This window comes from Williamsia maris, assembly GCF_024171815.1.
GTDB classification, from domain to species: domain Bacteria; phylum Actinomycetota; class Actinomycetes; order Mycobacteriales; family Mycobacteriaceae; genus Williamsia_A; species Williamsia_A maris.
The window spans coordinates 876,497-901,820 of the sequence record NZ_JAMTCJ010000002.1 but is presented as its reverse complement, the minus strand read 5'-3'; the positions used below and the strand labels follow the sequence as shown (position 1 = coordinate 901,820).

Genomic DNA, 25,324 nt, shown 5'->3' with positions numbered 1-25,324 from the left:
CAGTTCAGTTTCTGAGATTGTCTGGTTCGTGAACAACGCGAGCACGAACAGCACGAGCGTGACGAACACGAGCGCGCGGACCTCCTCCGCCTGGGATCGCCTCGCCTCCGTCGTCAGTGGCCGCCGATCGTGGGCCGTCGGCCTGGTGATCCTGTTCCTGGCCATCGCGTTCATGACCGTGGTCGGCGAGAACGGTTCCGGCGACGACTCGCCGGTGTCGCTGCCCGACTCGGCCCAGTCGGCGCAGATCGATGACATCCTGGCCGCGTTCCCCGACGCGGATGTCACCCCGGCCATCCTGGTGGTCGACCGACCCGACGGTGCCGCCCTCACCGACACCGACCGCTCGGCGATCGACACCGCACGTACGCGGATGCTCGCCGTCAACCGGTCGCTCCCCGCGAGCGAGAACGTCACCGAGGGACCGTCGGTCGTCGTCGCGCCGGACGGGAAGGCCGCGATCGCAACGGTTCCGGTGTCGACAGAGCTGAGTGGCTTCGGCCTGCGCGACACCGTCGACGAGTTGCGGGATGCCGCCGACACCGGTCTGCCGTCGGACCTGCGGACCCACGTCACCGGCGGCCCCGCGTTCGCGGCCGACATCGCCAACTCGTTCTCCGGCGCCAACGTCACGCTGCTCGCGGTCACCGCACTCGTGGTCGCACTGCTGCTGATCGCGACCTACCGCTCCCCCATCCTGTGGTTGGTCCCACTGATCGTGGTCGGTCTCGCCGATCGCATCGCCGCCTCCGCGGGAACCGCACTCGCCGGCGCCACCGGCCTGAGTTTCGACGGCTCGACGTCGGGGATCACCAGCGTCCTGGTGTTCGGCGCGGGCACGAACTACGCGCTGCTGCTGATATCGCGATACCGAGAGGAGCTGCGGCGCTTCCCCGACCACCGCGACGCCCTGCGTGCCGCGGTCCGACGGGCGGGCCCCGCGATCGTCGCCAGCAACCTCACCGTGGTCCTCGCCCTGCTGATCCTGCTGCTCGCCGCACTGCCGAGCACCCGCAGCCTCGGCGCCTTCGCGGCCGTCGGGCTGCTCATCGCCGCGGTGTTCGTCCTGTTCGTGCTGCCACCGGCGCTCGGGCTCTTCGGTCGGAAGTTGTTCTGGCCATTCGTCCCCCGGGCCGAGGCAGGGGAAGCATCCGACCATGACACCGTCGACACCGGCGTGTGGCACCGGGTGGCCACCGGAGTCGTCGGCCATCCCGTCCGGTCGGCGGTCGCCGCCTTCGCACTGCTGATCATCTGCGCCGCAGGACTGTTCGGCACCTCCATCGGACTGTCACAGACCGAGCAGTTCCGTGTCAGTGCCGATTCGGTCGTCGGGTTCGACGTGCTCGACGAGCACTTCCCGGCCGGTCAATCCGATCCCACGACCGTCACCGCGACCACCGCGACGGCCGCAGAGGTCGACGCGGCGCTCACCGCGGCCCCCGGCGTCGAATCGGTCCGACAGACCGGCACCTCCGACACCGGCCAGACCCGGTGGAGCGTCGTCCTGACCTCGCCCCCGGCGTCGAGCGGCGCGTTCGACACCATCTCCTCCATCCGGTCGACCCTGGCCGGCGTCGACTCGGCCGACGCCCTGGTCGGAGGCAGCGACGCCCAGGCCCTCGACACCCGCGACGCCGCGGGCGACGACCGTCTGCTGCTGATCCCGCTGATCCTCGCCATCGTGCTGGCCGTGCTGTTCGTGTTGCTGCGCGCCGTCCTCGCACCGCTGGTCCTGATCGCCGTCACCGTGTCGAGCACCGTCGCCGCGTTGGGACTCGGCAGTTGGGTCAGCGAGCACGTGTTCGGTTTCCCCGCCCTCGACAACAACGTCGTCCTCTTCGCGTTCCTGTTCCTGGTCGCTCTCGGTGTCGACTACACGATCTTCCTGGTCACCCGGGCGCGCGAGGAGAGCGCGGGCCACCGGATCGGCACAGCGATGATCCGCGCCGTCTCCGCGACCGGCGGCGTCATCACCAGCGCCGGCATCGTGCTCGCCGCAGTGTTCTGCGTCCTCGGGATCCTGCCGCTCATCACGCTGACCCAGCTCGGGATCATCGTGGGTCTGGGAATCCTGTTGGACACGTTCGTGGTTCGGACGGTCGTGGTCCCGGCCCTGTTCACCCTCATCGGCGAACGGATCTGGTGGCCCAGTCACCCGGATCAGAACCGATCTCGCACGGACAAGAGTTCTGTCCCGGGCTAATCTTCGCCGGTGGAAGCCTTGACGGTGATGATCCCGGCGCGCAACGCGGCCGCCACGGTCGAGCGCGCCATCACCTCGGTGACGAAGGCCCTGCCCCGCGACGGGCGGGTCCTGGTCGTCGACGACGCCAGCGAGGACGACACCGCGGCCGTCGTGCACCGCGTCGCCCGCCGGGATCGGCGCGTCGGACTGCTGGACGTCGGCGGGAGACGTCTCGGCGTGACCGGAGCCGCCAACGCCCTGCTCGACGCGGCCAAGACCCCGTTGGTGGCCAGGATGGACGCCGACGACGTGAGTCTGCCGTGGCGGTTCCGCTCGCAGCTGTCACTGATGCGCCGTCACGATCTCGATCTGGTGTTCTCGCCCGCGCTGTTCGTCGGCCCCGGGCGTTTCGCCGTCGAACCGCAGCCGCTGCTGCGGGCCGACCCGCGCTCGCTCACCTATGAGCTGTTGCTGAACTGCGCGGTGATGCAGCCGTCGCTCACCGGTCGGCGCAGCGCGATCCTCGACGCGGGCGGATACCGGACAGTGCCGGCCGAAGACTGGGACCTCTGGATGCGGTTGGCGCTGAACGGGACCCGGATGGGACGAACGTCGCTCCCCGGGGTGGCATACCGTAGGCACGACGCGCAGACGTCGTCGCAGCAGTCCTACAAACAGGCCGTGACCGCCGACGCGCCGACGGCACAGGTCCACCGCGACCTGTGTCGTTCGACGTTCGGTCGCGAGTACCGCGCGTACGCCGCGCTCACCGGCGCCGGCGCGCCTCCGGACGAGGTCGCCGACGCCGAACGACTCATCGACGACGTGGCCGAGCGGGCCGCGGATTTCCCTCTGGCCGAGCGGATCTCGATCCGCTCGACCGCGCACGGCCTCCGACTCCGTCTGCGCAGGCGCTACCCGCCTGACTGACCCGCACCCATACCGGGATCGCGCGCCAGATCGTGCGCCGCCGAGGTCAGGGCGGCGATGTAGGCGGTGCGTTCGTCCCGGGTGACGGCCGACCGCAGCGGCCCCATCTGCACTTCGTGGACCGCCTGTCCGCCGACGACGATCGGTGCCGCGAGGTAGCTGACCGGCAGCGACCCGACGTCGTCGAGTTCATCGGCGGTGTACGACCGTGCCGTCAGCGCCGACAACTGCGTCAGCACCTTCGTGCGCAGTCGTGGTCGCAGCAGATCGCCGCCGACGACGTCGAGCAGGTCGGCCAGGACGTCGACCAGCCCCGCGTCCCCCGACGAAGGCCGGAACACCGCGTACCGACGCTGCTCCACCAGGGCGAGGAGGTGTTCAGCGGAATCGTGATCGCCTGCACCGGCGACCCATCCGTCGCGCTCGGCGCCGTCGCGCCAGGGCATGACCGCCGCGCCGGCCGGGTAGGCGAGCGGAACACGCTGTCCCACCGGGACGCCGGGGATGTCCCGGCTGCCGCCGTGGGCTTTCGCCACCACCGTGAGCGCACCGACGTCGATGCGACTCAACGTCACCCCGCACCCGACCTCGGTCGCGAGCGCGTCGAGGCGTTCGGCGACCGAGGCGGGCAGGGCGAGACGCGCACCGATACCGGCCAGCGCCGGGCCCACCGTGTAGCGCCGGTCGGCGTCGCGCGTGACCCACGACGCGTCGGCCAGTTCGCGAACCACCGCGGTGGCGGTCGCCCTGGCGATGCCCAGCGCCGTGGCGATCTCGCCCACCCCCATCGGGCGGTCGGCGGACGCCAGCATCCCCACCACCTCGATGACCCGGCGGGTCGGCGGCGAGGGAGATCGATCGACCACTCGGGGCATCCTCTCGTCGCGGACAGATGCTTGTCAGTTCGCGCGGGCAGTCCCTACACTGAGCCGCGCGTCGAAATAGTAGACCACGTGGCGACGAATATTCGTCATCACCGACTTCGAGGAGTGCCGATGATCCAGGACCGATTCCGACTGGACGGGCAGGTGGCGGTGGTGACCGGAGCGGGTCGTGGGCTCGGGGCGGCCATCGCGATCGCATTCGCCGAGGCCGGCGCCGACATCGTCATCGGGTCGCGCACCGAGTCGCAACTCGACGAGGTCGCCGAGCAGGTCCGCGCCCTGGGGCGCCGCGCCGTGGTGGTCGCGGCGGATCTCAGCGACCCGGAGGTCACCGCAGGGCTGGCCGCGACGGCGAAGAACGAGCTCGGCCGGCTCGACATCGTCGTCAACAACGTGGGCGGCACGATGCCGAGCGCGCTGCTCGACACCAGCGTGAAGGCGCTCGAGGGTGCGTTCCGGTTCAACGTGTCGACCGCACATGCGCTGACCTGTGCAGCGGTGCCGTTGATGCTCGAGAACGCCGACGGCGGATCGATCATCAACATCACCTCGGCGATGGGACGGCTGCCCGGTCGGGCGTTCGCCGCCTACGGCACCGCCAAGGCCGCACTCGCGCACTACACCCGGCTCGCCGCAGAGGACCTGTCGCCGCGGATCCGGGTCAACGCCATCGCACCCGGTGCGATCGCCACCTCGGCGCTGGAGATGGTGACCTCCGACGAGGGCATGCGCACCGGGCTGGAGCAGGCGACCCCACTGCGCCGCATCGGCCACACCGACGAGATCGCAGCAGCCGCACTGTATCTCGCGTCCGCGGCCGGGTCCTACACGACCGGCAAGATCCTCGAGGTCGACGGCGGCATCATCAAGCCCAACATGGACCTGCCGCTACCCGATCTGTGAGGCGTGCTCGCCACTGACCTTCTTGTCGCCGGCCAGACCGTGCCACCCCATGCCGAAGACGAGGTCGGTGGCGCTGTCGAGATCGATGTCGCCCTCGGTGATCCGGTCGGCCACGGCCTCACCGGCTCCGACGAGCGCGACCGCCATCAGTTCGAAGTCGGTCTCGGTCGCGCCCTCGACCGTGGTGCCGCGACGGAGCAGATCGGCGATCATCTCGATGAGCCGCGCGCGGCTGGCGTCGACGATCGCGGTGAAGTTCGACTGCGCGGTGGCCACGCGGTACAGCACCCGCCACGACGAGCGGTTGGTGTCGACGAAGTGCAGGAACTCGTAGATCACGGTGCGGGCCTGATCGCGCTGCTTGAGGTTCGGGTCGAACCCGGTGGTCATGGCCTCGATGAACCGGCTGCCCTCACGGTTCACACAGGCGGCGAACAGCTCGTCCTTGGATCCGTAGTAGAGATACAGCATCGGCTTGCTGATGTTCGCGGCGGCGGCGATGGTGTCCATCGCCGTCTCGCGGAAGCCTTTCTCGGCGAACACCGAGACGGCGGCGTCGAGCATCTGCTGTTCGCGTACCGCGCGGGGAAGCCGCTTCGTGCCACCGGCCATGGTGCACCGCCTTCCGCCGGGTCCGAACTGAAGACCTCAACTTACCAGGCAGTAAGTTACGAACGCTCGACCGTGGCGACGTCGGCCCGACGATAGCCCACCGAATCGAGCGCCGCGGCGACGGTGACCTCGGCGAGATGGGTGTCGACGGCACCGAGGGCGGGCATCAAGGTGCGCAGCAGGAGCGGGCCGGTCAGCAGGTCGCAGATCTCGTCCGGGTCGGCGCCGGCGGTGATGTCGCCGCGACGGGTGGCCTGATCGAGCGCCCGGCGGACGGCCGCGCGACGCGGCGTCATGATGTCGTCGAACAGACGCGAACGCAGGGTGTCGTTGCGCGAGCTCTCCTCGATCAGACCGGGCATGGCCCGGATGACCAGGGGATCGGTGAAGAACGCGATCTGCTGCTTCTGCAATGCGTCCAGGTCAGCGGGCAGATCGCCCGAGTCGGTGCGGGGATCGAACACCACGCGCGAACTCATCGCGGCGGATACGATCTGCGCCAGCGACGCGTACCGGCGGTACACCGCCGGCCGCGTCGTCCCGGCGGCGCGAGCCACCGCGTCGATGGTCGTCGCGCCGTAACCGATCTCGACGATCATTCTCGCTGCCTCATCGAGAATGGCGTCGTCGATCGATGAATCTCGTGGTCTCCCGGTGTTGACCATCATACATTACAAGCTGTAACGTAACGGTGCATGAGGACGACAGTAGCAGTGCGGAGGGACGAATGTCTCGGGGGGCACTGCTCGGTCAATCGGAAGGAAAGTTCCGTTGGGTGACGTGCTGATGTGGACGGTGGTGCTCGTGACGATCATGAGCTCACTGGCCGTTTCGACCGTCACCCTCCTCGTCATTTCGCGGCTTCGGGATATGGGGAGTATTCCCGGGGCCGCGGAGCTCGCGGCGTCGCGTCCCACATCGGGACATCCGGCGCGCACGGACCTGCGGGCACTACGCGATTCCGAACGAATTCTACGTGGGGTACTTCGTTCGGAGACGCATCTATCGTCCTACCGCTTCGGTGGTGACGCGGACAGCTCGTGTCCGGATGCGTACCCGCGTAGTGCCCGCTGACGCCGTCTGAGCCGACGCGTCAGCAGGCACCCGCACCGGTCGCGCGCAGGTTCCGCGCGACCGACCGGTCGACCTGAGCCTGGGGCAGGCGCTTCGCCCGCACCGCCGAGGTGAGCTCGGCCAGCACATCGGGGACCTTGTCCGTGCTGAGCCACAACGCGAGGTCGGCCCCGGCCGTCAACGCGCGCACGACCGCCTCCTCGATCCCGTACCGCGCGCTGATCGCGGCCATCCCACTGAGGTCATCGGTGAAGATCGGACCGTCGAACGGCCTGCCGCCGTAGCCGGTCCCGTTCCGCAACAGCCGCATCGCCGGTGCCGAGATGCTCGCGGGCAGTTCGTCGCCGGTCAGCCCGGGCACGATCAGATGCCCCACCATCACCCCGGCCGTCGGGACCGCGCGGGTCGCCCGCCCCGGCAACAGCGTCCGGTACGGCACGAGATCGCTCTTCATGAGCCGCGACAGCGGCGGCGTCCGCACGGTGCCGGTGTGGGAATCGCCCGAGCCGTGGCCGTGACCGGGGAAATGCTTGAACACCGGCATGACCCCGGCGTCGCGCAGACCGTCGGCGAAAGCGCCCGCATACCGGGCGACGACGGCCGGGTCGTCGGAGAACGACCGGTCGCCGATCACCTCGTCGTCGGACTCGTCGCTCACGTCGGCGTCCGGCGCGAAGTCGACGTTGATCCCGAGACGCTTCAGACCGGCGCCGGTCTTCGCGGCGATGCGGCGCACCTGCGCCGGCGTGGAGGTCTTCACGAGTTCGCGAGCCGACGGGCTGTCGATACCGAGTTCGGACAACCGCGAGACCCGACCACCCTCCTGGTCGACCGTCACCATCAACGGCCGCTTCGACTGCGCGGCGATGGCCTTCAGCCGGCCGTCCGCCAGGATCGAGAAGTCGGTGAAGCTGCCGACGAAGATCCCACCCACGTGATAGGTGTCGACGACGCGACGCGCGTCCTGCGTTCCGCTCACCCCGACCACGAGCATGGCGGCGAGCTTGTCGCGCAACGACATCGACGCCACGATTGCCGACGCACATCCGGCGGCGACCGGGTTCGACGTGCTCGGCGCCGCCGACGTCGCGGAGGCGGACGCCGTCGCGGAGGCGGACGCCGCCGCGGAGGTCGCCGACGCGGCACTGCTCGTCGAGGTCGCGACACCGTCGGCCCCGCTGCCACAACCGGCCAGCACTGCGACCAGACCCATCACGCCGACGGTCACACCATGACGGCGTCGTGCCTCCGGTTTCCACATGACAAGCAGTCTGACACGGTCCGATTCCCGCACGAATGACCAGTCCACGGACTATTCTCGTCCCACACCACAGGTGACGAAGGGGACCATCATGGCAACCACGGACCAGCCGACCTCGGACCTGATCATGATCGCCTACGACGGCACCGAGAACGCGGATCGGGCAATCGATTACGCGGGCCGGTTCCTCGCCGGTCGTCGCGCCGTCGTGGTCACCGCCTGGGAGACCGGGTCGCACCAGACCGCGCGCCTGTCGTCGTTGTCGGGCGGGATGCAGACGATGGTGGGCGTCTCGGTCGACACCGAGGTCGACGAACTCCTGCGCATCGAGGCCGCCACCCTGAACGACCGGGGTGTGCAACGGGCCCGTGCGTGCGGGATGGAGGCCGACGGACGGCTGGCCGAGGTCGACTCGACGGTGTGGGGCGCGTTGGTCGACGCCGCGGACGAACTGGCCGTCGACGTGCTGGTCACGGGCACCCGCGGAGCGTCCGGACTCAAGGCACTGCTGCACAGCAGCGTCGCCGAGGCGGTGCTCAAACACTGCCGCCGACCGGTGCTGGTCGTCCCCGCCCGGTGCACCGCGGACGCCACGGCCGCCGCGCGCTCCTGAGCGGCACCGAAACCGGACGGGGCGGATGGTAGTTTCGACGCGAGCAGTACGACGTCGACCTCAGGAGCACCACACCCATGACCGACAACCGCCTCATCGCCGGAGCCATCGCCGGGATCATGGGCGTCATCGTCGCCATCGCGGTCGTGTTCCTCGGCGGGTACATCTCCTCCGACGACAACCCGTCGACCGACGTCAACAGCTTCAACGCGGACAACGGTTTCGTGAAGGGCTCGGTCGACTACGGCACGCGTGACAACGCCGGAGTGCAGAACTGACGTCCGTCCCCGCTCGGTGGATGATCAGCGTCTGACCCGACGCGGGGTCGCGCTCGCGGCCCTGGCCGCTCTGCTCGTCGCGTTCGCCCAGTCCCCCGGCGCCATCGCCGCGGACACCAAACTCGATCTCACCGCCGACCCCGTCGGCTTCCTCGCCCGCGCCACCCATCTGTGGTCGTCGCAGGCCACGTTCGGCCAGGTCCAGAACCAGGCGTACGGCTACTTCTTCCCGCACGGCGCGTTCTTCGTCCTCGGTGATGTCGTCGGCCTGCCGCCATGGGTCACCCAGCGGCTGTGGTGGGCCGTCCTCGCCTTCGTCGGGTTCCTCGGCATCGTCCGGCTCGCCGAGGCGCTGGGCATCGGCTCACGCGGATCCCGGATCGTCGCCGCGGTCGCCTTCGTCCTCAGTCCCCGCGTGCTGACCACCCTGGGATCGATCTCCTCGGAGACCACGGTCATGATGCTCGCGCCGTGGGTGCTGATCCCGGTCGTCATCGCCCTGGACCACCCGCAGCTACGGTCGTCGTTGCGTCAGTTGGCCTTCCGATCGGCGTGCGCGGTCGCGTTGATGGGCGCGGTCAACGCCGTCGCGACGCTCGCCGCCTGCGCCATCGCCGTGGTGTGGTGGCTGGCGCACGCGCCGGTCGCCATCGGCTCCGCACACGCCGGGCCCGCCGCGCGATGGGTCCGGTTCTCCGGGTGGTGGGCGCTCGGGGTGGCGCTGGCGTGCGCCTGGTGGATCGTCCCGCTGCTGATCCTGTCGCGCGTGAGTCCGCCGTTCCTCGACTTCATCGAGTCGTCACGGGTGACCACGGAGTGGACCTCGCTGACCGAGGTCCTGCGCGGGACGAGTTCGTGGACTCCGTTCGTCTCCCCGGAACGGGTCGCGGGGTCGTTGCTGGTCAACCAGCCGGCGGCTGTGGTCGCGACCGGCGTGGTCGCGGCGGCCGGTCTCGCCGGACTCGCCATGCGCCGCATGCCCGGACGAGGACGACTGGTCACCGCTCTCGTCGTCGGGCTGCTGCTGATGTGCCTGGGGTTCGCCGGGCAGCTCGGCTCCCCGCTGGCCGAACCGATCCGGGTGTTCCTCGACGGCGCGGGCGCACCACTGCGCAACGTGCACAAGTTCGACCCGATGATCCGCATCCCGCTCGTCCTGGGCATCGCGCACCTGCTCGCACGGATCCCGCTGCCGGGCACCGTCTCCTGGCCGCAGGCGGGGCGGGCGGCGGCCCATCCGGAACGGTCGCCTGCACTCGCCGCGACCATCGCGCTGTTGGTCGCCGTGATCGGAGCCGGGTCGCTGGTGTGGACCGGACGCATCGCCCCGCAGGGGACCTACGACGCGATCCCCGACTACTGGTCGCAGACCGCCGACTGGCTGAAGAAGAACTCGGGTCCCGCCGAGCACCCGGAACGCACGCTGGTCGTGCCGGGAGCACCGCTGGCCGACCAGAGTTGGGGCCTGACCCGCGACGAGCCGCTCCAGCCCCTCGCCGATGTGCCCTGGGCGGTCCGCGACGCGATCCCACTGGTCCCTCCCGGCGCGATCCGGGCGCTCGACTCGGTGCAGCGGCTCATCAGCTCCGGTCGGGGGTCGGCGGGGATGGCGGCGACCCTGGCCCGACAGGGCGTGGGCTACGTCGTCCTGCGGGCCGACCTCGATCCGGCCGCATCGCGGTCGGCGCGACCGATCGTCGCGCAACAGGCACTGACGGCGTCGCCGGGGTTGGTCCGCGTCGCGCAGTTCGGTCCCGAGGTGGGGCCACGGACGATCAAGGGCATCGTCGGCGACGACGGGCTGGCGCCGCAGCTGCCCGCGATCCAGATCTTCGCGGTCCGTTCGGCGGGCGCATCCACGGGAGACACCATCCCCGGGGGCACCGGGCCGTCGTTGGTGGATCTCGATGCGATGCCGCGGATCGTCGGCGGTCCGGAATCACTGGCGCGGCTGCAGGATCACGCCGCGCGAACCGGGGAGCCGCCCCTCGGCCCGACGCTGCTCGACGCCGACGCACGACGCGCCGGCGTGGACGAATCGGGCCCGTCCGGCGCGATTGTGACCGACACCCCCACCGATCGGGAGACGGACTTCGGTCGCGTCGACGACCACAGCTCGGCGATCCGCGCGCCCGGGGATCGGCGATCCACCCAGAACGCCGTGCCCGACTACCCCGTCCCGGGCGCCGGTCTGGTCCGCGGGCAGTGGCTGCTCGACGGCGCCCCGGATCAGGTGTCGGTCACCGCCTCCGGGTCCGCTTCGGACGCAACACAGTTGGGACAGACCTCACCGGCGAACTCGACCGCCGCGGCGTTCGACGACGATCCGAACACGTCCTGGATCAGCCGGGGCATCGACTCCGCGGTCGGCCAGTGGCTGCAGGTGGACTTCACCCGACCGCGTTCCGACCTCGCCGTGACCGTCACCCCGGGCAAAGCCCTCGGCGCGCCGGTCACGAGTCTGCTGGTCACCACCGAGGCGGGTAGTTCGGTGGCACAGGGCCTCACGCCCGGCGCGAAGACGACCATCGTCGCGCCGAGCGGACCGACCCGATGGATCCAGGTGCGCGCCATCGGCACCGACAACAACACCGCGGGCAGTCAGTTCGCCATCGCGGAGATGTCACTCACCGACACCCGCGCGGGCGCCGACCTGGCCATCCGCCACCGGGTCATCCTGCCGCCGTTGGTCGCGGGACGGTCGGTGGCCGGGTGGGACCTGGGCACCGAACTCGGCGGGCGGACGGCGTGTGCGGCCGACGCCGACGTCACGCGTTGTTCGGCGGCACTCGCACTGTCGCCCGAGGAGCCCGGCGTGTTCACCCGGGTGCTGTCGGTACCCGAGGCCACCGACGTCACCCCGCGGGTCTGGTTGCGCGCCGCCCCCGGGACCGCCCTGACGCAACTGCTGACCGCCCAGGGAGCCGTTCGCGCACAGGGCGCCTCGTTGGTCGTCGATCCGCGCGGCACGGCGTCGGCGGCCGTCGACGGTGACCCCGGGACGTCCTGGATCGCACCCGAGTCGACCACCACGCCCGGCGCGACGCCCCCGTCGCTGCGGCTGACGCTGCCCGGACCCCAGCGCGTCTCCGCGATGACCATCGCCCGGCCCCGCGGGCTGTATCCCGCTGCGCCGGTCCGGGTCGCGGTCGATCTGGGGACCGGTCGCCAGGTCCGGACCCTGCCCGCGAGCGGGCGGATCACCCTCGACCCGGCGGTGACCGACCGGGTGTCGGTGACGGTGCTGTCGTCGTCCGACCTCATCGACGTCAACAGCCTGGGCTTCGCCAAGCAGGCGCCGGTGGGCATCGCCGAGATCGCCGTCGACGGTGCACCGCCCGCGCCGTCGCCCGACCGTGTCGTCACGGTGGGGTGTGACGCGGGCATCGGGATGGCCGTGGCGGGCCACGTCGTCCCGATGACGGTGACCACCACCGCACGCAGCCTGCTCGACGGCGACCCGGTCCCCGCGGTCCCCTGCGGCGCGGACTCGATCGCCCTGCCCGCCGGCGAGCAGCAGGTGTCCGTCACCCCCGGCGAGGCGTTCACGGTCGACTCGGTGACGCTGCGGCGGTCAGCGGCAGGGTCGCCGAGTGAGAATCGAGCGCAGCGAAGCTCGGAGCGAGAGCGGGCCCTGACGCCAGAGGAATGGGGTGCCGATCACCGCAGTGTTCGGGTCGGCGCTTCCGACTCGGCTCGCGTGCTCGTGGTGCCGGAGTCGCAGAACGCGGGATGGCACGCCCGCGCCGACGGCAAGGATCTGGCCCCGATCGTCGTCGACGGCTGGCAGCAGGGCTGGATCGTGCCCGCGGGGGTCGCCGGGACCATCACGCTGGATTATCCGCTGGACCGGCCCTACCGGTGGTCGCTGCTCATCGGACTGCTCGCCGTCGCGGCGCTGTTCGGCGCCACCCTGATCGGCCGACGACGCCCCACACGCGACGGCCGCCTGCCGGTTGCCACGCCGATCCGCGCGCCGCTGGTCGCCGCGGGGGCACTTCTCGTCGCCCTGACCCTGCTCACCGGATGGCCGGGCGCCCTGGCGGCTCTCGTGACCGCCGCGGCCGGTCAGTGGATCCGACGTCGACGTCCTCGTGCGTTGCCGCTCGTGGTCGCGGCGATGTTCACGCTGGCCGCCGCCGGGTTGTCGCTCGGCCCGTGGCAGTCACCGTCGGGCTACACCGGCTTCAGCTGGTGGGTTCAGCTCCCCGCTCTGGCGGCACTCACGCTGGTGGCCGCCGGCGCGCTGCCCGCGTCGCGATCGGTCGCGGCCTGGCGTCGTTCACTACGGCGGCGCTCGGCGTCCCGCATCGCGCGGCGGGCCGGCTCCTCGATCAAGCCGTAGCTGGCCGCCGCCACCCCGATCGTGATGAGCAGGGTCAGCAGCCACACGGCCCACATCGATCCGCCGAAGACACCGAAACCGAACAGCGAGAACACCGCCGACAGCACGGCCAGGTGCCAGATGAAGATCGCGTACGACCAGCGACCCAGGGCCTGCATCACCGCCGAGTCCAGGAATCGGAACCGGCCCGCCGGACGCAGGACGATCGGGGCCAGCAACCCGAAGCCGACGATCGCACCGAGCACGATCTTGACCGCGAACTGAGCCGACGACACCTCGGCGAGCCCGGTGGGTCCGGCGATCGGGGTGCACGCCGCGGCGTAGGCGAGGACGACCACCACGCTCATCGCCACCCGGTGCCCGGCGATCCACGTCGCGATCCGACCCCGCGTGGGTGCGGCCGCCATCTCGGCCATGACCATCCCCACGACGAACCACGGCAGGTGGCCGGGGAGCCAGTTCTTCGGCGCCACCCCGGCGGCCAGCGGCAGGGCATCGGCGATCCAGCCCCACGACAGGCTGATCGTGGCGGCGGCCAGGAGCAGCGGGATCCGCAGGCGCGCGCGGTCGCCGCGCAACCGGACGACGGCGAACGCGATCAGCGGCAGCAGCGCGTAGAAGCTGACCTCCACCGACAACGTCCACATCTGCGTCATCCCCAGCGTCAGCGACAGCGGGACATAGATCTGGGCGATGAACAGGTTTGCGAGCCAGACCGTCGGTGTCGCGCCGCGGGCGTCCGGGAGCAGGACGAGGACGAAGACCACGACCACCAGGTAGGCGGGCCAGATCCGGACCACGCGGTGGCGCAGATAGCGCCGGAACCCGGGCGCGGCGGGTCCGCCCCGGGCCGCGGCGGCGTGCGGGCGCCACAGCAGGAACCCGGACAGGGCGAAGAAGAGGGCCACGGCCAGGTCGAGGCGCCCCCAGACGGCCCCGAGCACCGAGCCGTCCACCGACCGGGTCTGGAAGGCGACGTGGGTGGTGAGGACGCCGATCGCGGCGAGCGCCCGCATGCCCTCGAGGGCCGGGATGAAGCCGGGACGGTGTGGCGCCGCGCGGAGGCGGTCGTCGGCGCCCGCGCTGGTGACCATGGGCCGAAACTACCCGGGGTCCGGTCAAGGGCGACAAATCGCCGTCTAGCAGCGCCGGAGCGATCGGCCAGGCTGTTAGTCTCGCTCGCAAGGTGGAATGCGCTCGCTCACCACACCGACACGAGAAGTTCTAAAAGGAGTTTGCGCCATGGCGTCAGGCCGAATGTCGGTCCGGGAACTCGTGGGGCCAGTCCTCATCTTCGTGGGTGCACTGCTGGTGGTGGTCGCGATCGCCTCCCCGCTGTACCTCGTGGGCCAACTCGAGAAGACCCCGATGGACACCGACTTCACCACGGTGGCGTCGTCGCAGCGACCCGATGGCGGCACCGGCAGCCAGGCGTTGCCCGCGCAGATCCTCAACCGCTGCTCGCTGTCGGACACCAAACCCGAGGTCTCCGACGCCAACCTCACGCGCCAGCAGCGCGTGGTGGTGGTCAAGCCGGCCAACTCCGAGAAGGTCACCTTCCAGGCCGGCACCTCGACCCGGATCAACCAGGTCCAGATCTCCGGCGAAACCGTCGCCCCCAGTTCGGATTCGACCAGCGGCGGAGGCTGCCTCGGCGCCCTGCTGCTCGCGACCAAGGACCGCGTCACCACCGACCGCAGTTCTGCCCTGCCGGCCCTCGGCGGTGGCGGCAGCTCCGAGGTCCAGCTCGACGCGTCGGACAAGACGGTCACCATCCCCGACCGCACCGGACTGCAGTACCGGTTCCCGTTCGACGTCGACAAGTCCAAGAACTACAACTACTTCGACCTCACGACCCGTACCTCGAGCCCGTTGAAGTACGTCGACTCCTCGGAGATCAACGGTGTCAAGGTCTTCCACTACACCCAGGACGTGCCCGAGGCGAACCTCGCGAGCCTCAAGGACGCCAACGACCAGTCCCCGCAGGGCACCACGCTGAGCCAGGCGTCGTCCTGGTACGGCGGTTTCCCGGACATCGACCGGACCCAGAAGCTCCCGGCCGACCTGTACCACAAGGCAACTCGCGATCTGTACGTCGATCCGGTCAGCGGCACGATCATCAATGCGCGTGAACACGTGCAGGAGTACTTCAAGATCTCCGGCGTCAGCGACGACGCCCCGGCCGCCCTGCGCGACTACAAGCTGACCAACCTCGACGCCACCTTCGTCTACGACCAGAAGACGCAGGAGTCGTTGGCCGACAACGCCAAGGACCTCGCATCGCCGGTCCGCCTGTGGGGTCGTTGGCTGCCGATCGTCTTCGGCGTGCTCGGTGCCATCGCGTTGGTCGCCGGCGTCTTCCTGCTCCTTCGCGGACCGCGCCGCCGCGCCGCCACCGCGGGCGGCGACACCGATCCGTACTACCCCGTCGCCACCCACGACGACGGCGGACCGGACGACTCGGCCTTCCGCGACTCCGACTACCGCGGCAGCGATCACGACGAGGCATCCGACCGTCCGACGACGGTGTTCCCGAATCTGCGCAAGGACACCGGTGGTTCGGGTGGCACCGATGACGATGCGACGCAGAACATCCCGCGCGTCACCGACGAGCCGTCTCAGGGCGGATGGTCCGATCCGGACGGACCCGGATCGGCCGAGACCCGTCGTGACGATCCGTGGCGGGGCCCGGACAACCGCTAGCCAGGCTGCTTCTCCGACGGAGATCGGTTACTTCACCAGCGGAGCCAGTGTCTTGCCTGCGAGCTCGACCACGCCCGGAATGTGCCCGTTCGGAACCAGGTTGATGGTGATGCCGTCAACACCCACGTCGAGCACACGACGCTGGATCTGCTCGGCGACCTCGTCGGGTGAACCGACGAACATCCGGTCGGTGGCCGCGGCGCGCCCTTCGTCGTCGAGGTTGTCGTAGTCGACACCGGTCTTGATCAGGTACTCGCGCTGCATCCGTCGTGCGGCGTCGCCGTCCTCGTCGATCATGGTGAACGCCAGGAAGCTGGTCTCGATGGTGTCGCGGTCGCGGCCGGCCTCCTCGCATCGCTGGGCGAGGGCGTCGAGCTTGCGTGGCAGCTCGCTGGCGTTGCAGATGATGTTGAGGTGATCGGCGTAGCGGGCCGCGAGACCGAACGTCTTCTTCTCGCCGCCTCCGCCCAGCATGATCGGCAGGTCGTCGCGGACCCGCGGCTCGTTGAGTGTGGAATGCGCCTGGTACCACTTCCCGTCGACCTCGGGGTGGCGGCCGCGCAACATCGGTTCGATGATCTGCAGCGCCTCGTCGAGGCGTTCGAAGCGGTCGGTGAAGGTGCCGAACTCGTAGCCCATCTGCTGGTGCTCGAGCTCGTACCAGCCCGCGCCGATGGCCAGGACCGCACGGCCGGCGCTCACGAGGTCGAGCGTCGTGACGGTCTTGGCCAGCATCGCCGGGTTGCGGTAGGTGTTGCCTGTGACCAGCGTCGACAGCTGCACCGACTCGGTGGCGGCGGCGATTGCCGCCAGCAGCGTGTACGCCTCGAGCATCGGCTCCTCCGGCTTGCCGATCCCGGGCAGTTGGTAGAAGTGGTCCATCACGAGGACGGTGTCGAAGCCTCCTGCCTCGGCCTCCCGCGCCTGCGCGAGGACAGTCGGGACGATGTCGGCGGGCGTTCCCGGGTAGGTGAAGTTGGGGATCTGGTAGCCAAGGCGGATGCTCATGCATCCACGCTAAGTCCTGGAGTGCACTCCAGCGCAAGGGTTGGGCAGGAGTTCGCCGGGAGGTTGCTCATCCTTTCGGATGGTCCGCCCGCCCGTCATTCGTACTTCTGACCGTTTCGTTCGATTCGCCGGGCGAGAACACTTCGAGGCATGGGTTTCCACAAGCCGACCGAGACGGTGCTGGGTGTCGACGCGGGCGACCGCAACTGGGCCATCGGATTCGGAGCGGCGATCGGAGTCGCTATCGGCGCCGTGCTCCCGTTGGTCTGGAACTCGATCGACGACTCGGACTGGGTCCCGGCGCACGACCTGGTGTCGGCGATCATGTCGGTCGACATCACCGCCATCGCGTTCTTGCGACCCGCGGCGCTCGCGGTGGTCGGGGCCGCGCTGATGTGGATCTGGGCGGTCACCCAACCGCGCCTGACCATCAGCGACGACGAGATCGTGGTCGAGCACAAGGGGTCCGAGCGGGTGATCCGACGCGACCAGGTGTCGGGTGCCTACCTCGACGGGTCGGCGATCATCATCGACTCCGCCGACGGCCGCCGTCTGTTCGACGAGGATGTCGAAGGCGCGAAGAAGCGTGCGGGCGAGGCCTTCCGGCGGCACGGATACCCCTGGGAGAGCCGGTAGGTGTCCGCCAAAAATCAGCAATCCTTCCCGCTGACCGGGAAACATTGCTGACTCCTGCGACGCTCGGCGTCCTCAGTGCTGGCCGGCGAGCTGGGCCATCATGGCGTCGCGGTTGCCGTTGGTCTCGGAGTGACGTAGCGGCTTGACGTTCTCGACGAGGATCTCGCGCACGGTCGGGTCGTTGTCGATGATCGACACCACCTCGGAGAGGAAGTCGTCGAGCGGCATCGCCCACTCGGCCTCCGCCTGCCCCGGCATGAGATCGGTCTGCACGGCCGGCGGCGCCAGCTCGATCACCTGGATACCGGTGTCGGACAGTTGGATACGGATGGCGTCGGTGAACGCGTGGACGGCCGCCTTGGTGGCGGAGTAGGTCGGGGTGGCGGCCATCGGGGTGAAGGCCAGGCCGGAGGACACCGTCATGATCGTCGCCTCGGACTTGGCGGCGAAGAACTCGGTGAACGCCCCGATGAGCCGGATCGACCCGAGCAGGTTGGTGGTCACCACGTCGACGGCGGTGTCGACGAAATCGCCCGTGTGGACGTCCTCGGGCTTCATCACCCCGGCCATCGCGATGAGGACGTCGAGGTCACCGAACCGCGCCTGGACGTCGGCGGCGACCGCGGTGATCGAGTCGGGATCGCTGACGTCGAGCTCGACGGTGTGGATGCCGGGATGTTCCTCCGCGATCTTCTCCAGCTTCTCGCGTCGACGTCCTGCGACGATGACCGTGTTGCCCGCCTCGTGGAAACGCAGGGCCAATCCGAGTCCGATCCCGGACGTGCCGCCGGGGATGAACATGGTGTTGCCGGTGGTCTTCATGGGAACTCCTGGGTGTCAGGCCGTGGTCGGCGCGTGGTGTGAACTGCCACCGAGTCCACTCCCCCGCGGGCCGGACAACAAGGACGCCCTCATCCAGGGATCGCCGCTCCGGGTCAGACGCGGATATGCGCCAGGTACCGGGAGATCCGCCCGATCGCCTCGGTGAGGGTGGCCACGTCGGGCAGCGTCACCAGTCGGAAGTGGTCGGGGTCGAACCAGTTGAACCCGGTCCCGTGGGTGACGAGGATCTTCTCCGCGTGCAGCAGGTCGATGACGAACTGTTGGTCGTCGACGATCGGGTACATCTCGGGATCGAGTCGGGGGAAGCAGTACAGCGCGCCCTGCGGCTTCACGCAGCTGACTCCGGGGATCTCGTTGAGCAGGCGCCAGGCGGTCATCGACTGCTCGTAGAACCGTCCGCCGGGGACGATGAGCTCGTCGATCGACTGGTAACCACCCAGGGCGGTCTGGATCGCGTGCTGCGCGGGGACATTGGCGCACATACGCATGTTGGCCAGCAGCCGTAGCCCCTCCAGGAAGTCGCTCGCGACGTGCTGCGGACCGGTGACCGCGACCCACCCGCTGCGGTAGCCGCACACCCGGTAGGCCTTCGACAGCCCGCTGAACGTCAGGCACAGGACGTCGTCGCCGGCGAAGGTCGCGGTGTGGTGATGGACCGCGTCGTCGAACAGGATCTTCTCGTAGATCTCGTCGCTCATCAGGACCAGGTCGTGGCGGCGGGCGATGTCGACGAACCCGCGGACGATGTCCTCGCTGTACACCGCGCCGGTCGGGTTGTTGGGGTTGATCAGCACCAGCGCATGGGTGTTCGGCGTGATCTTCGATTCGATGTCGGCGAGGTCTGGGTTCCAGCCGTTGGACTCGTCGCAGCGGTAGTGCACCGGGATGCCGCCGGCGAGGCTGACCGCGCCGGTCCACAGCGGGTAGTCGGGTGCGGGGACGAGGATCTCGTTGCCGATGTCGACGAACGCCTGCAGCACCATGGTGATGAGCTCGCTGACCCCGTTGCCGATGAGGATGTCACCGACGTCGACCGACTTCAGACCGCGGGTCTGGTAGTACTGCGCGACCGCCGTGCGTGCCGACATGATGCCGCGGGCGTCGCTGTATCCCTGCGAGGTGGAGATGTTCTCGACGACGTTGTGCAGGATGGCGCTCGGCGCGTCGAAACCGAACGGCGCCGGGTTGCCGATGTTGAGCTTGAGGATGCGGTGCCCCTGGGCCTCCAGCCGCTCGGCCTCGACGAGGATCGGGCCGCGGACGTCGTAACGGACGTCCCGGAGTCTCTGCGATTGACGGATCTGGCGTGCCATGCGGGTAAGCCTTACACATCGGGGCAACAGGATTTCCCCAGGGGATTTCGCGAGCCAGGGACCCACGAGTCCTGGTTCGGATCGCCCGAACAGACGATCGTGGGGTGCGACACAGGAGGTGTACGCGATGGATCGCGCAGGGTTGGCCGAGTTCCTCTCACGGCGTCGGGATGCGCTGCAACCGGAGGACGTGGGATTGCCCCGGGGTGCCCGACGACGGACCACCGGGCTGCGCCGCGAGGAGGTGGCGCTGCTCGCCGGGATGTCGTCGGACTACTACAGCCGCCTCGAGCAGCAGCGCGGACCGCACCCGTCGGATCAGATGCTGGCCGCGATCGCCCGCGCTCTGCACCTGTCGCTGGCCGAGCGGGATCACCTGTTCCTGCTCGCGGGCCAGAACACGCCCCGGCGCGCGGCGCGGGGTGATCACGTGACCCCGGGCATGATGCGGATCGTGGACCGCCTGGGCGACACCCCCGCGATGGTCGTCAACAGCGCGGGCGAGACGCTGCTGCAGACCCCGCCCGCGATCGCGCTCCTGGGCGACGAGACCGCCCACACCGGCTTCGCGCGCAGCGTCACCTACCGCTGGTTCACCGACGCGGACGCCCGGGCCAAGCACCCCGCCGAGGACCACGCACTGCACGCGCGAGCGCACACCGCGCGGCTGCGGACCGCGGTGACCGCGGAGGGGCCGACGTCGCGGGCCGCCGAGGTCGCCACCGCGCTGCTCGCCGAGAGTCCGGCCTTCGCCGAGCACTGGAGCAGGCACGACGTCGACACCACACTGCCCGATCAGCGAAAGCGCCTGCTGCATCCCGAGCTCGGGTTGATCGAGGTGCACTGCCAGACGCTGCTCGACCCCGACCAGTCGCAGATCCTGTTGGTCTACACCGCCACTCCGGGCAGTGAGAGCCACCAGAAGCTCGCGATGTTGGCCGCGGTGAGCGGCTGAGCCGACTACTCCGCAATCCGCGGCAGTTGCCGACAGGTGCGACGCCTGCAGGTGCCGCATCTGCGATGAACTGCCGCGGATTGCGCCGTCTGCATTGCTGCGTCCGTGGCGCTCAGCGGGTGACGGTCGCGGTCCGCATGGTGGCGGCCACGGTGAGCGTCGCCGCGAGGACGGCTCCGGACGCGGCTGTCACGGCCAGACCGAGGACCGAGTGCGCGACGGTCAGGATCACGACCACCTCGCCGACGACGACCGCCCACGGCACCACCGCGATCCGGGTGCGTTCCCGCGCGATGGCGGCGAGCAGCGCCACCTGCAGGATCGCGAGCGCGCCGCCGGTGATCGCGAACAACCACAGCAGTCCGGCGACCGGTCGGTAGTCGTCGCCGATGACGACCGGTACCAGCGGCCCGCCGACCAGGGCCGCCACTGTCGTCACCCCCGCGAGACCGATGAGGACGCCGACGCCCGTGCGCAACGCGCGCGCGGATCGTTGCGCGTCGGCCAGACGGGGGAACAGGACCAGACCGATCGCCTGGGGCAGCCAGAACGCCACCTTGCTCGCCACCGTCCCCAGCGCGTAGACGCCCGAGTCGTGTTCGCTGAGGACGACGCGGGCGAGCAGCAGGTCCACTGAGGTCGCCGAGATCAGCACCAGCTGCACCTGCGAGGCGTGCAGCACCGTGGTCGGGGACAGCCGCCCGCCCGGATCCCGCGCGCCGACGGAGCCGAGGTCGCGGACCCCGGTCTGCCATCCGACGATGCCCACGGCGACCACCGCGCCGAGCATCGTCGCGACCAGTGCATCGGCCGATCCACCGCCGACGGCCAGCGCGATCAACGGCGGCACGGTGCGCACGACACCGACCATCCCGATCACCCATGCCAGGCGATGGAACTGTCCGCGACCCTGCAGGATCCCCTGGCCCACGCTGATCAGCACCAGCAGCGGTGCGACAGCCATCGCGGCGGCGGTGGCGGTGAACCCGGTGTGGGCGAGCGTCATCACGGGTACGACGGCGAGCGCGGCGAGTATCGCGACGGCCACCGCGGTGATGCCGCCGAGACGCAGCAGCGAACCGATCGGACGACCCGTCACCACCTCGCGCGCGGCCACCGCCTGCAGTGCGAGTGCGGGGACGCCGAGAACGAGCGTGGCCTGCAGAAGGACCGCGAACTCGCCATAGGAACTCGTCGACAACCACGCGCTGGCCGGAAGGTGCACGAGATACGCGCACACGTTGGCCACCATGCTGCCGACGGCGACCTGGCCCATCGACGACGCGAGCGAGCCGCCCGACGACACACGGGGTCCGCCCGCCCGTTGCCCCGTCGCCATGGGGTCGAGTCTGTCAGCCCCCACTAAGGTCGGGTCCCATGACTCGCGTCCGCAGCCTCGGGACGCTGTGGGCGGTCAGTGTCGGGCTGGCGGCGCTGATCCTGGCACCGGTGCTGGGCGGGGTGATCGGCGACGGCGAGGCCCTGCTCTACCGGGACGCGGTGTCGACGCCACGCAGCTTCGTCACCGACACCGCGTTGGGGTTGGGCGAGACCCCGGCACGCGCGGTCCCGCAGGACTGGCTGATCGCGCTCGCAAGCCACGTCGTCGACGGGTCGCTGATCGTCGCCGGGCTGACGTTCGGTGCACTCATCCTGGCCGGGGTGGGCTCGGGCCTGCTGGCGCTGCGCGTCGTCCCCGCCGCCCGCACCCCGGGTGCACTGGCCGCGGCCGCGCTGGCGATCTGGAATCCCTTTGTGGCCGAACGTCTCCTACAGGGACAGTGGAGTCTCCTGGTCGGCTACGGCGCGCTGAGCTGGATGGTCTGGTCGGCACACCGATGCCTCGTCCGGCCGACCCGCGGCACCTGGACGAGCCTGCTCGCGTGGTCGGCGGTCGCCGGTCTCACGCCCACCGGATCGCTGTTCGCCGCGGCCGTGGTCGTCGCGGTCCTGGTGATCCCCGTGCTGCACGAGCGGTCGGCCGCAGCGCGCGACCGCGTGCTGAGCATCGCCGGCGCAGTTGCCGTGATCGTCGCCGCGAGCCTGCCGTGGCTGGTCGCCTCCGCGCTCACCTCGGCGGGCACGACGTCCGACCGCGCCGCGGTCGACGCGTTCGCCGCGCGCGCCGAGACCGGACTGGGCACCCTCGGGTCGCTCGCCGGACTCGGCGGCATCTGGAACGCCGATGCGGTGCCGTCCACCCGCGCCGGTGTGTGGGCACCGGTGGCGACCGTGTGCCTGCTCGCCGTCGTGGCCGTCGGCGGTACGCAGGCCTGGCGCCGACGTCGTCGGATCCCGTTGCTGCGGAACCTGTTCTGGCTAGCCGCGGTGACGGTGGTCCTGGTCACCCTGGCGGCGACCGGGCCCGGACGCGTCGCGCTCGGGTGGATCGTCGACTCCGTGCCGGGCGCCGGACTGTTTCGCGACACCCAGAAGTGGGTCGCGCTGCTGGTGCCGTTCTACGCGGTGACCGCGGCGTTCGCGGTACAGGCCATCGGCCGGTGGGTGCCTCGCGGCCTGGCCGCGGTAATCGCGATCGGACTGATCGCGCTCCCCCTGCCCGACCTGGCGTGGGGGGTGGGCGGATCGGTCGACACCGTCGCCTACCCGCGCGACTGGGCGGCAGTCGCCGGCATCGTGCCCGCGGACGACGGCGATGTCGCCGTCGTCCCGGCCGGGACCAACCGCCGCTACGACTTCACCGGCGGCGTCGTGTCGCTCGATCCCGCGGCGCGGATGCTGCGCGCACCGGTGGTGACCACCGGCGAGTTGAGCGTCGGCGGCCGGAGCGTGGACCGCCCGGACCGCTCACGGGCCACCGAGGTGGCCGACGTGCTCGCCCGCGGTGGCATCTCAGCCCGACTCGCCGAACTCGGGGTCGGGTGGGTGCTCGTCGAGGACGGATCCACACCGACGACGGTCCGCGGGCTCGCCGTGGCGTTCCGCGGATCCGCGCTCACGCTGTACCGGATCCCCGACCCCGACGTCGTCCGGGCGTCGGCCACCGACCGCGTCCTGTCGTGGACCGCCCACGGCGTCTGGCTCGGGATCATCGTGGTCGGATTTCTCGGAGCCGCCGTCGGTGCCGGGCGACGGCTGGTCCAATGGGTCGCGTGACCGCAGACATCACCGAGACCCTGCAGACCATCGCCGACGCCGCGGAGATCCGCGCGCTGAAGTACCGCTACCTGCGCACCCTCGACACCAAGCAGTGGGACGAGTTCACCGGGACCCTGACCGAGGACGTCACCGGCGAGTACGGGGCGTCGTTGAGCTTCTCCGACCGCGACACCCTGGTGACGTTCATGCGGACGTCGCTGGGTACTGCCGACATCATCACCGAGCACCACGTCGGGCACCCGGAGATCGAGGTCACCGGCGACACCGCCACCGGTCGCTGGTACCTGCAGGACCGGGTGATCGCACCGGGCGCCCAGTTCATGCTGTTCGGCGCGGCGATCTACGCCGACACCTATCGACGCACGTCAGACGGCTGGCGGATCAGTTCGACCGGCTACGAACGGACCTACGAGGCGACGCTGTCGCTGGCCGACGTGCCCAGCTTCGCGCTGTCCACCGGCCCGGCGATCCTTCTGCCCGACACCGCGGCGGACGCGACCAGCGCCACGGCGTCGGCGGTCGCCGACCAGGAGTAGCCCTCGACCCGCTCCCGCCCGGCCACGCCGAGCGCCGCCCGCCGATCGTGATCGGAGAGCAGGTCCGCGGTGACCCGGACGAGGTCGTCGCGGTCGGCCGCGAGCACTCCGGTCACCCCGTCGATGACCGAGTCGGTCAGACCGCGTGACGAGCGGTAGCCGATCGTCGGGACGCCGTGCTGGGCCGCCTCGATGACCGCGAGTCCCCAGCCCTCGGTGCGCGAGGGCATCAGGTGCAGGTCCGCGGCGGCGAGGACCGCGTGCTTGGTGGCCTCGTCGACGTAGCCGTGGAAGGTGACGTGGTCGTCGATGCCGAGATCGGAGGCCACCACACGCAGGCGATCACCCCACCACCCGTCACCGACGACGTCGAGGTGGATGCCCGGTCGCGATTCCCGGAGCCGTGCGACGACCTCGAGGGCGTCCTCGATCTGCTTGTGCGGCACCAGCCGTGACACCACGCAGAGCCGATCACCGGGCGACGTCGTCGCGGACGGCCGGGCGTGGGCCGGGATCGGATCGCTGCCCGCGCGGACCACCGCGACCCGCTCGGCCTCGACACCGAGTGCGTGCAGGTCGGTCGCCGACGGGTCGGAGACGGTCAGGTACTGGTTGCGGCGATGTACCCACGGCGAGATACGGGACTCGATGAGCCAGCCGAGGCCACCGAGGAGGCGTCCGGCGACGGGCCACTGGGCGCGGTGGCAGTGGTGCACGAGCACGACGACCGGTGCGCGGGTGACGGCCGCGGCGAAGAACGGGATCCCGTTCTGGGTGTCGATGACGACGTCGGGACGGATTCCGGCCAGCGGGCCCCGACCGAGGCGTCCGGCCAGGATCGCGCCGAGTGCGCGTGGGTACACCGACAGCCGGCCTCCACCGCGCGAGATGCGGATGCCGTCGCGCATCTCCGTCGCGCTCGCACCGGGATAACCGGCGGTGCGCAGCGTGACGGTGACGCCGCGGCGGGCCAGTTCCGCGCCGACCCGCTCGAGGTAACGCTCGCTGCCGCCGCCCTGGGGATGGTCGGTGTCACGCCAGCAGAGCAGCAGCACCTCGCGAGGCAACGTCGCCTCGGCAACCTGCTGTTCCACTCTTCACGACCTCTCCACGAACCTCGCC

19 protein-coding genes and 2 pseudogenes are annotated in these 25,324 nt (G+C 70.2%); 11 read left to right on the top strand and 10 right to left on the bottom strand.

The genetic code is table 11. The features are described from left to right. Positions 1–172 precede the first annotated feature (172 nt). Both LX13_RS11185 and LX13_RS11180 read left to right on the top strand, forming a co-directional pair. On the top strand, positions 173–2,206 hold the full coding sequence (locus LX13_RS11185) for an MMPL family transporter (RefSeq protein WP_253661818.1): 2,034 nt from the start codon (positions 173–175) through the stop codon (positions 2,204–2,206). A 9-nt stretch (positions 2,207–2,215) separates the two neighbouring features. Then, positions 2,216–3,118, top strand: a complete 903-nt coding sequence (locus LX13_RS11180) for a glycosyltransferase family 2 protein (protein ID WP_253661392.1) — start codon at positions 2,216–2,218, stop codon at positions 3,116–3,118. On the opposite strand, the gene LX13_RS11175 is transcribed toward LX13_RS11180, so the two are convergent. Next, positions 3,103–3,984, bottom strand: coding sequence for a helix-turn-helix domain-containing protein (locus LX13_RS11175; RefSeq protein ID WP_253661391.1), 882 nt, complete (start codon positions 3,982–3,984; stop codon positions 3,103–3,105). The two genes, LX13_RS11180 and LX13_RS11175, sit on opposite strands and share 16 nt — an antisense overlap. A gap of 129 nt (positions 3,985–4,113) precedes the next feature. Here LX13_RS11175 and LX13_RS11170 point away from each other — a divergent pair, with 129 nt between their 5' ends. After that, on the top strand, positions 4,114–4,905 hold the full coding sequence (locus LX13_RS11170) for an SDR family oxidoreductase (protein ID WP_253661390.1): 792 nt from the start codon (positions 4,114–4,116) through the stop codon (positions 4,903–4,905). Here the strand turns inward: LX13_RS11170 and LX13_RS11165 are convergent. The 3 genes from LX13_RS11165 to LX13_RS11155 form a co-directional block, all read right to left on the bottom strand. Next, positions 4,891–5,517 carry a TetR/AcrR family transcriptional regulator gene (locus tag LX13_RS11165; RefSeq protein WP_253661389.1) on the bottom strand — a complete coding sequence of 209 codons (627 nt, stop codon included), beginning with the start codon at positions 5,515–5,517 and terminating at the stop codon, positions 4,891–4,893. The genes LX13_RS11170 and LX13_RS11165 overlap by 15 nt on opposite strands. Positions 5,518–5,573: 56 nt before the next feature. Further along, positions 5,574–6,182, bottom strand: a complete 609-nt coding sequence (locus LX13_RS11160; RefSeq protein ID WP_301301162.1) for a TetR/AcrR family transcriptional regulator — start codon at positions 6,180–6,182, stop codon at positions 5,574–5,576. 428 nt (positions 6,183–6,610) lie between these two features. Next, entirely contained in the window at positions 6,611–7,804 is a 1,194-nt protein-coding gene (locus LX13_RS11155; RefSeq protein ID WP_253661387.1) for a glycoside hydrolase family 3 N-terminal domain-containing protein, read from the bottom strand. A 139-nt stretch (positions 7,805–7,943) separates the two neighbouring features. Here LX13_RS11155 and LX13_RS11150 point away from each other — a divergent pair, with 139 nt between their 5' ends. The 3 genes from LX13_RS11150 (at position 7,944) to LX13_RS11140 (ending at position 13,088) form a co-directional block, all read left to right on the top strand. Then, positions 7,944–8,465, top strand: coding sequence for a universal stress protein (locus tag LX13_RS11150; protein ID WP_253661386.1), 522 nt, complete (start codon positions 7,944–7,946; stop codon positions 8,463–8,465). A 77-nt stretch (positions 8,466–8,542) separates the two neighbouring features. Continuing rightward, positions 8,543–8,743: a DUF2613 domain-containing protein gene (locus tag LX13_RS11145; RefSeq protein ID WP_188486988.1), complete on the top strand. Its 201-nt coding sequence runs from the start codon at positions 8,543–8,545 to the stop codon at positions 8,741–8,743. 16 nt (positions 8,744–8,759) lie between these two features. After that, on the top strand, positions 8,760–13,088 hold the full coding sequence (locus LX13_RS11140) for an alpha-(1->3)-arabinofuranosyltransferase domain-containing protein (RefSeq protein WP_253661385.1): 4,329 nt from the start codon (positions 8,760–8,762) through the stop codon (positions 13,086–13,088). A 14-nt stretch (positions 13,089–13,102) separates the two neighbouring features. Here the strand turns inward: LX13_RS11140 and LX13_RS11135 are convergent. Continuing rightward, positions 13,103–14,182 (bottom strand): annotated as a pseudogene (locus LX13_RS11135) (acyltransferase family protein); the annotation flags it as partial. Between the two features lie 148 nt (positions 14,183–14,330). On the opposite strand from LX13_RS11135, the gene pgfA reads away from it, so the two are divergent. Further along, the gene (pgfA, locus tag LX13_RS11130) at positions 14,331–15,791 is read left to right on the top strand and encodes a cell envelope lipid trafficking protein PgfA (protein ID WP_253661384.1); all 1,461 of its coding nucleotides are present in this window, start codon (positions 14,331–14,333) and stop codon (positions 15,789–15,791) included. A 27-nt stretch (positions 15,792–15,818) separates the two neighbouring features. Here the strand turns inward: pgfA and LX13_RS11125 are convergent, their stop codons facing one another. Beyond that, positions 15,819–16,799, bottom strand: coding sequence for a TIGR03560 family F420-dependent LLM class oxidoreductase (locus LX13_RS11125; protein WP_253661383.1), 981 nt, complete (start codon positions 16,797–16,799; stop codon positions 15,819–15,821). Between the two features lie 150 nt (positions 16,800–16,949). Here LX13_RS11125 and LX13_RS11120 point away from each other — a divergent pair, with 150 nt between their 5' ends. Continuing rightward, complete coding sequence (locus LX13_RS11120; RefSeq protein ID WP_253661382.1) at positions 16,950–17,435, top strand: YqeB family protein; 486 nt, start codon at positions 16,950–16,952, stop codon at positions 17,433–17,435. A 72-nt stretch (positions 17,436–17,507) separates the two neighbouring features. Here the strand turns inward: LX13_RS11120 and LX13_RS11115 are convergent, their stop codons facing one another. Continuing rightward, positions 17,508–18,257, bottom strand: coding sequence for an SDR family oxidoreductase (locus LX13_RS11115; protein WP_253661381.1), 750 nt, complete (start codon positions 18,255–18,257; stop codon positions 17,508–17,510). 113 nt (positions 18,258–18,370) lie between these two features. Further along, on the bottom strand, positions 18,371–19,591 hold the full coding sequence (locus LX13_RS11110; RefSeq protein ID WP_253661380.1) for a pyridoxal phosphate-dependent aminotransferase: 1,221 nt from the start codon (positions 19,589–19,591) through the stop codon (positions 18,371–18,373). A gap of 127 nt (positions 19,592–19,718) precedes the next feature. On the opposite strand from LX13_RS11110, the gene LX13_RS11105 reads away from it, so the two are divergent. Continuing rightward, positions 19,719–20,546 (top strand): helix-turn-helix transcriptional regulator, encoded by an 828-nt coding sequence (locus tag LX13_RS11105; RefSeq protein WP_253661379.1) that lies wholly within the window; start codon positions 19,719–19,721, stop codon positions 20,544–20,546. Positions 20,547–20,658: 112 nt separating this feature from the next. Here LX13_RS11105 and LX13_RS11100 read toward each other — a convergent pair whose 3' ends face one another. Continuing rightward, complete coding sequence (locus LX13_RS11100; RefSeq protein WP_253661378.1) at positions 20,659–21,885, bottom strand: polysaccharide biosynthesis protein; 1,227 nt, start codon at positions 21,883–21,885, stop codon at positions 20,659–20,661. A 38-nt stretch (positions 21,886–21,923) separates the two neighbouring features. Here LX13_RS11100 and LX13_RS11095 point away from each other — a divergent pair, with 38 nt between their 5' ends. Together LX13_RS11095 and LX13_RS11090 are read left to right on the top strand one after the other, a co-directional pair. Beyond that, the gene (locus LX13_RS11095) at positions 21,924–23,663 is read left to right on the top strand and encodes an MmpA family trehalose lipid delivery protein (protein ID WP_253661377.1); all 1,740 of its coding nucleotides are present in this window, start codon (positions 21,924–21,926) and stop codon (positions 23,661–23,663) included. Further along, positions 23,660–24,136 (top strand): annotated as a pseudogene (locus LX13_RS11090) (nuclear transport factor 2 family protein); the annotation flags it as partial. The gene LX13_RS11095 and the pseudogene LX13_RS11090, both read left to right, overlap by 4 nt. Here the strand turns inward: LX13_RS11090 and LX13_RS11085 are convergent. After that, complete coding sequence (locus LX13_RS11085; RefSeq protein ID WP_253661376.1) at positions 24,073–25,296, bottom strand: glycosyltransferase family 4 protein; 1,224 nt, start codon at positions 25,294–25,296, stop codon at positions 24,073–24,075. The pseudogene LX13_RS11090 and the gene LX13_RS11085 sit on opposite strands and share 64 nt — an antisense overlap. Positions 25,297–25,324 lie beyond the last annotated feature (28 nt).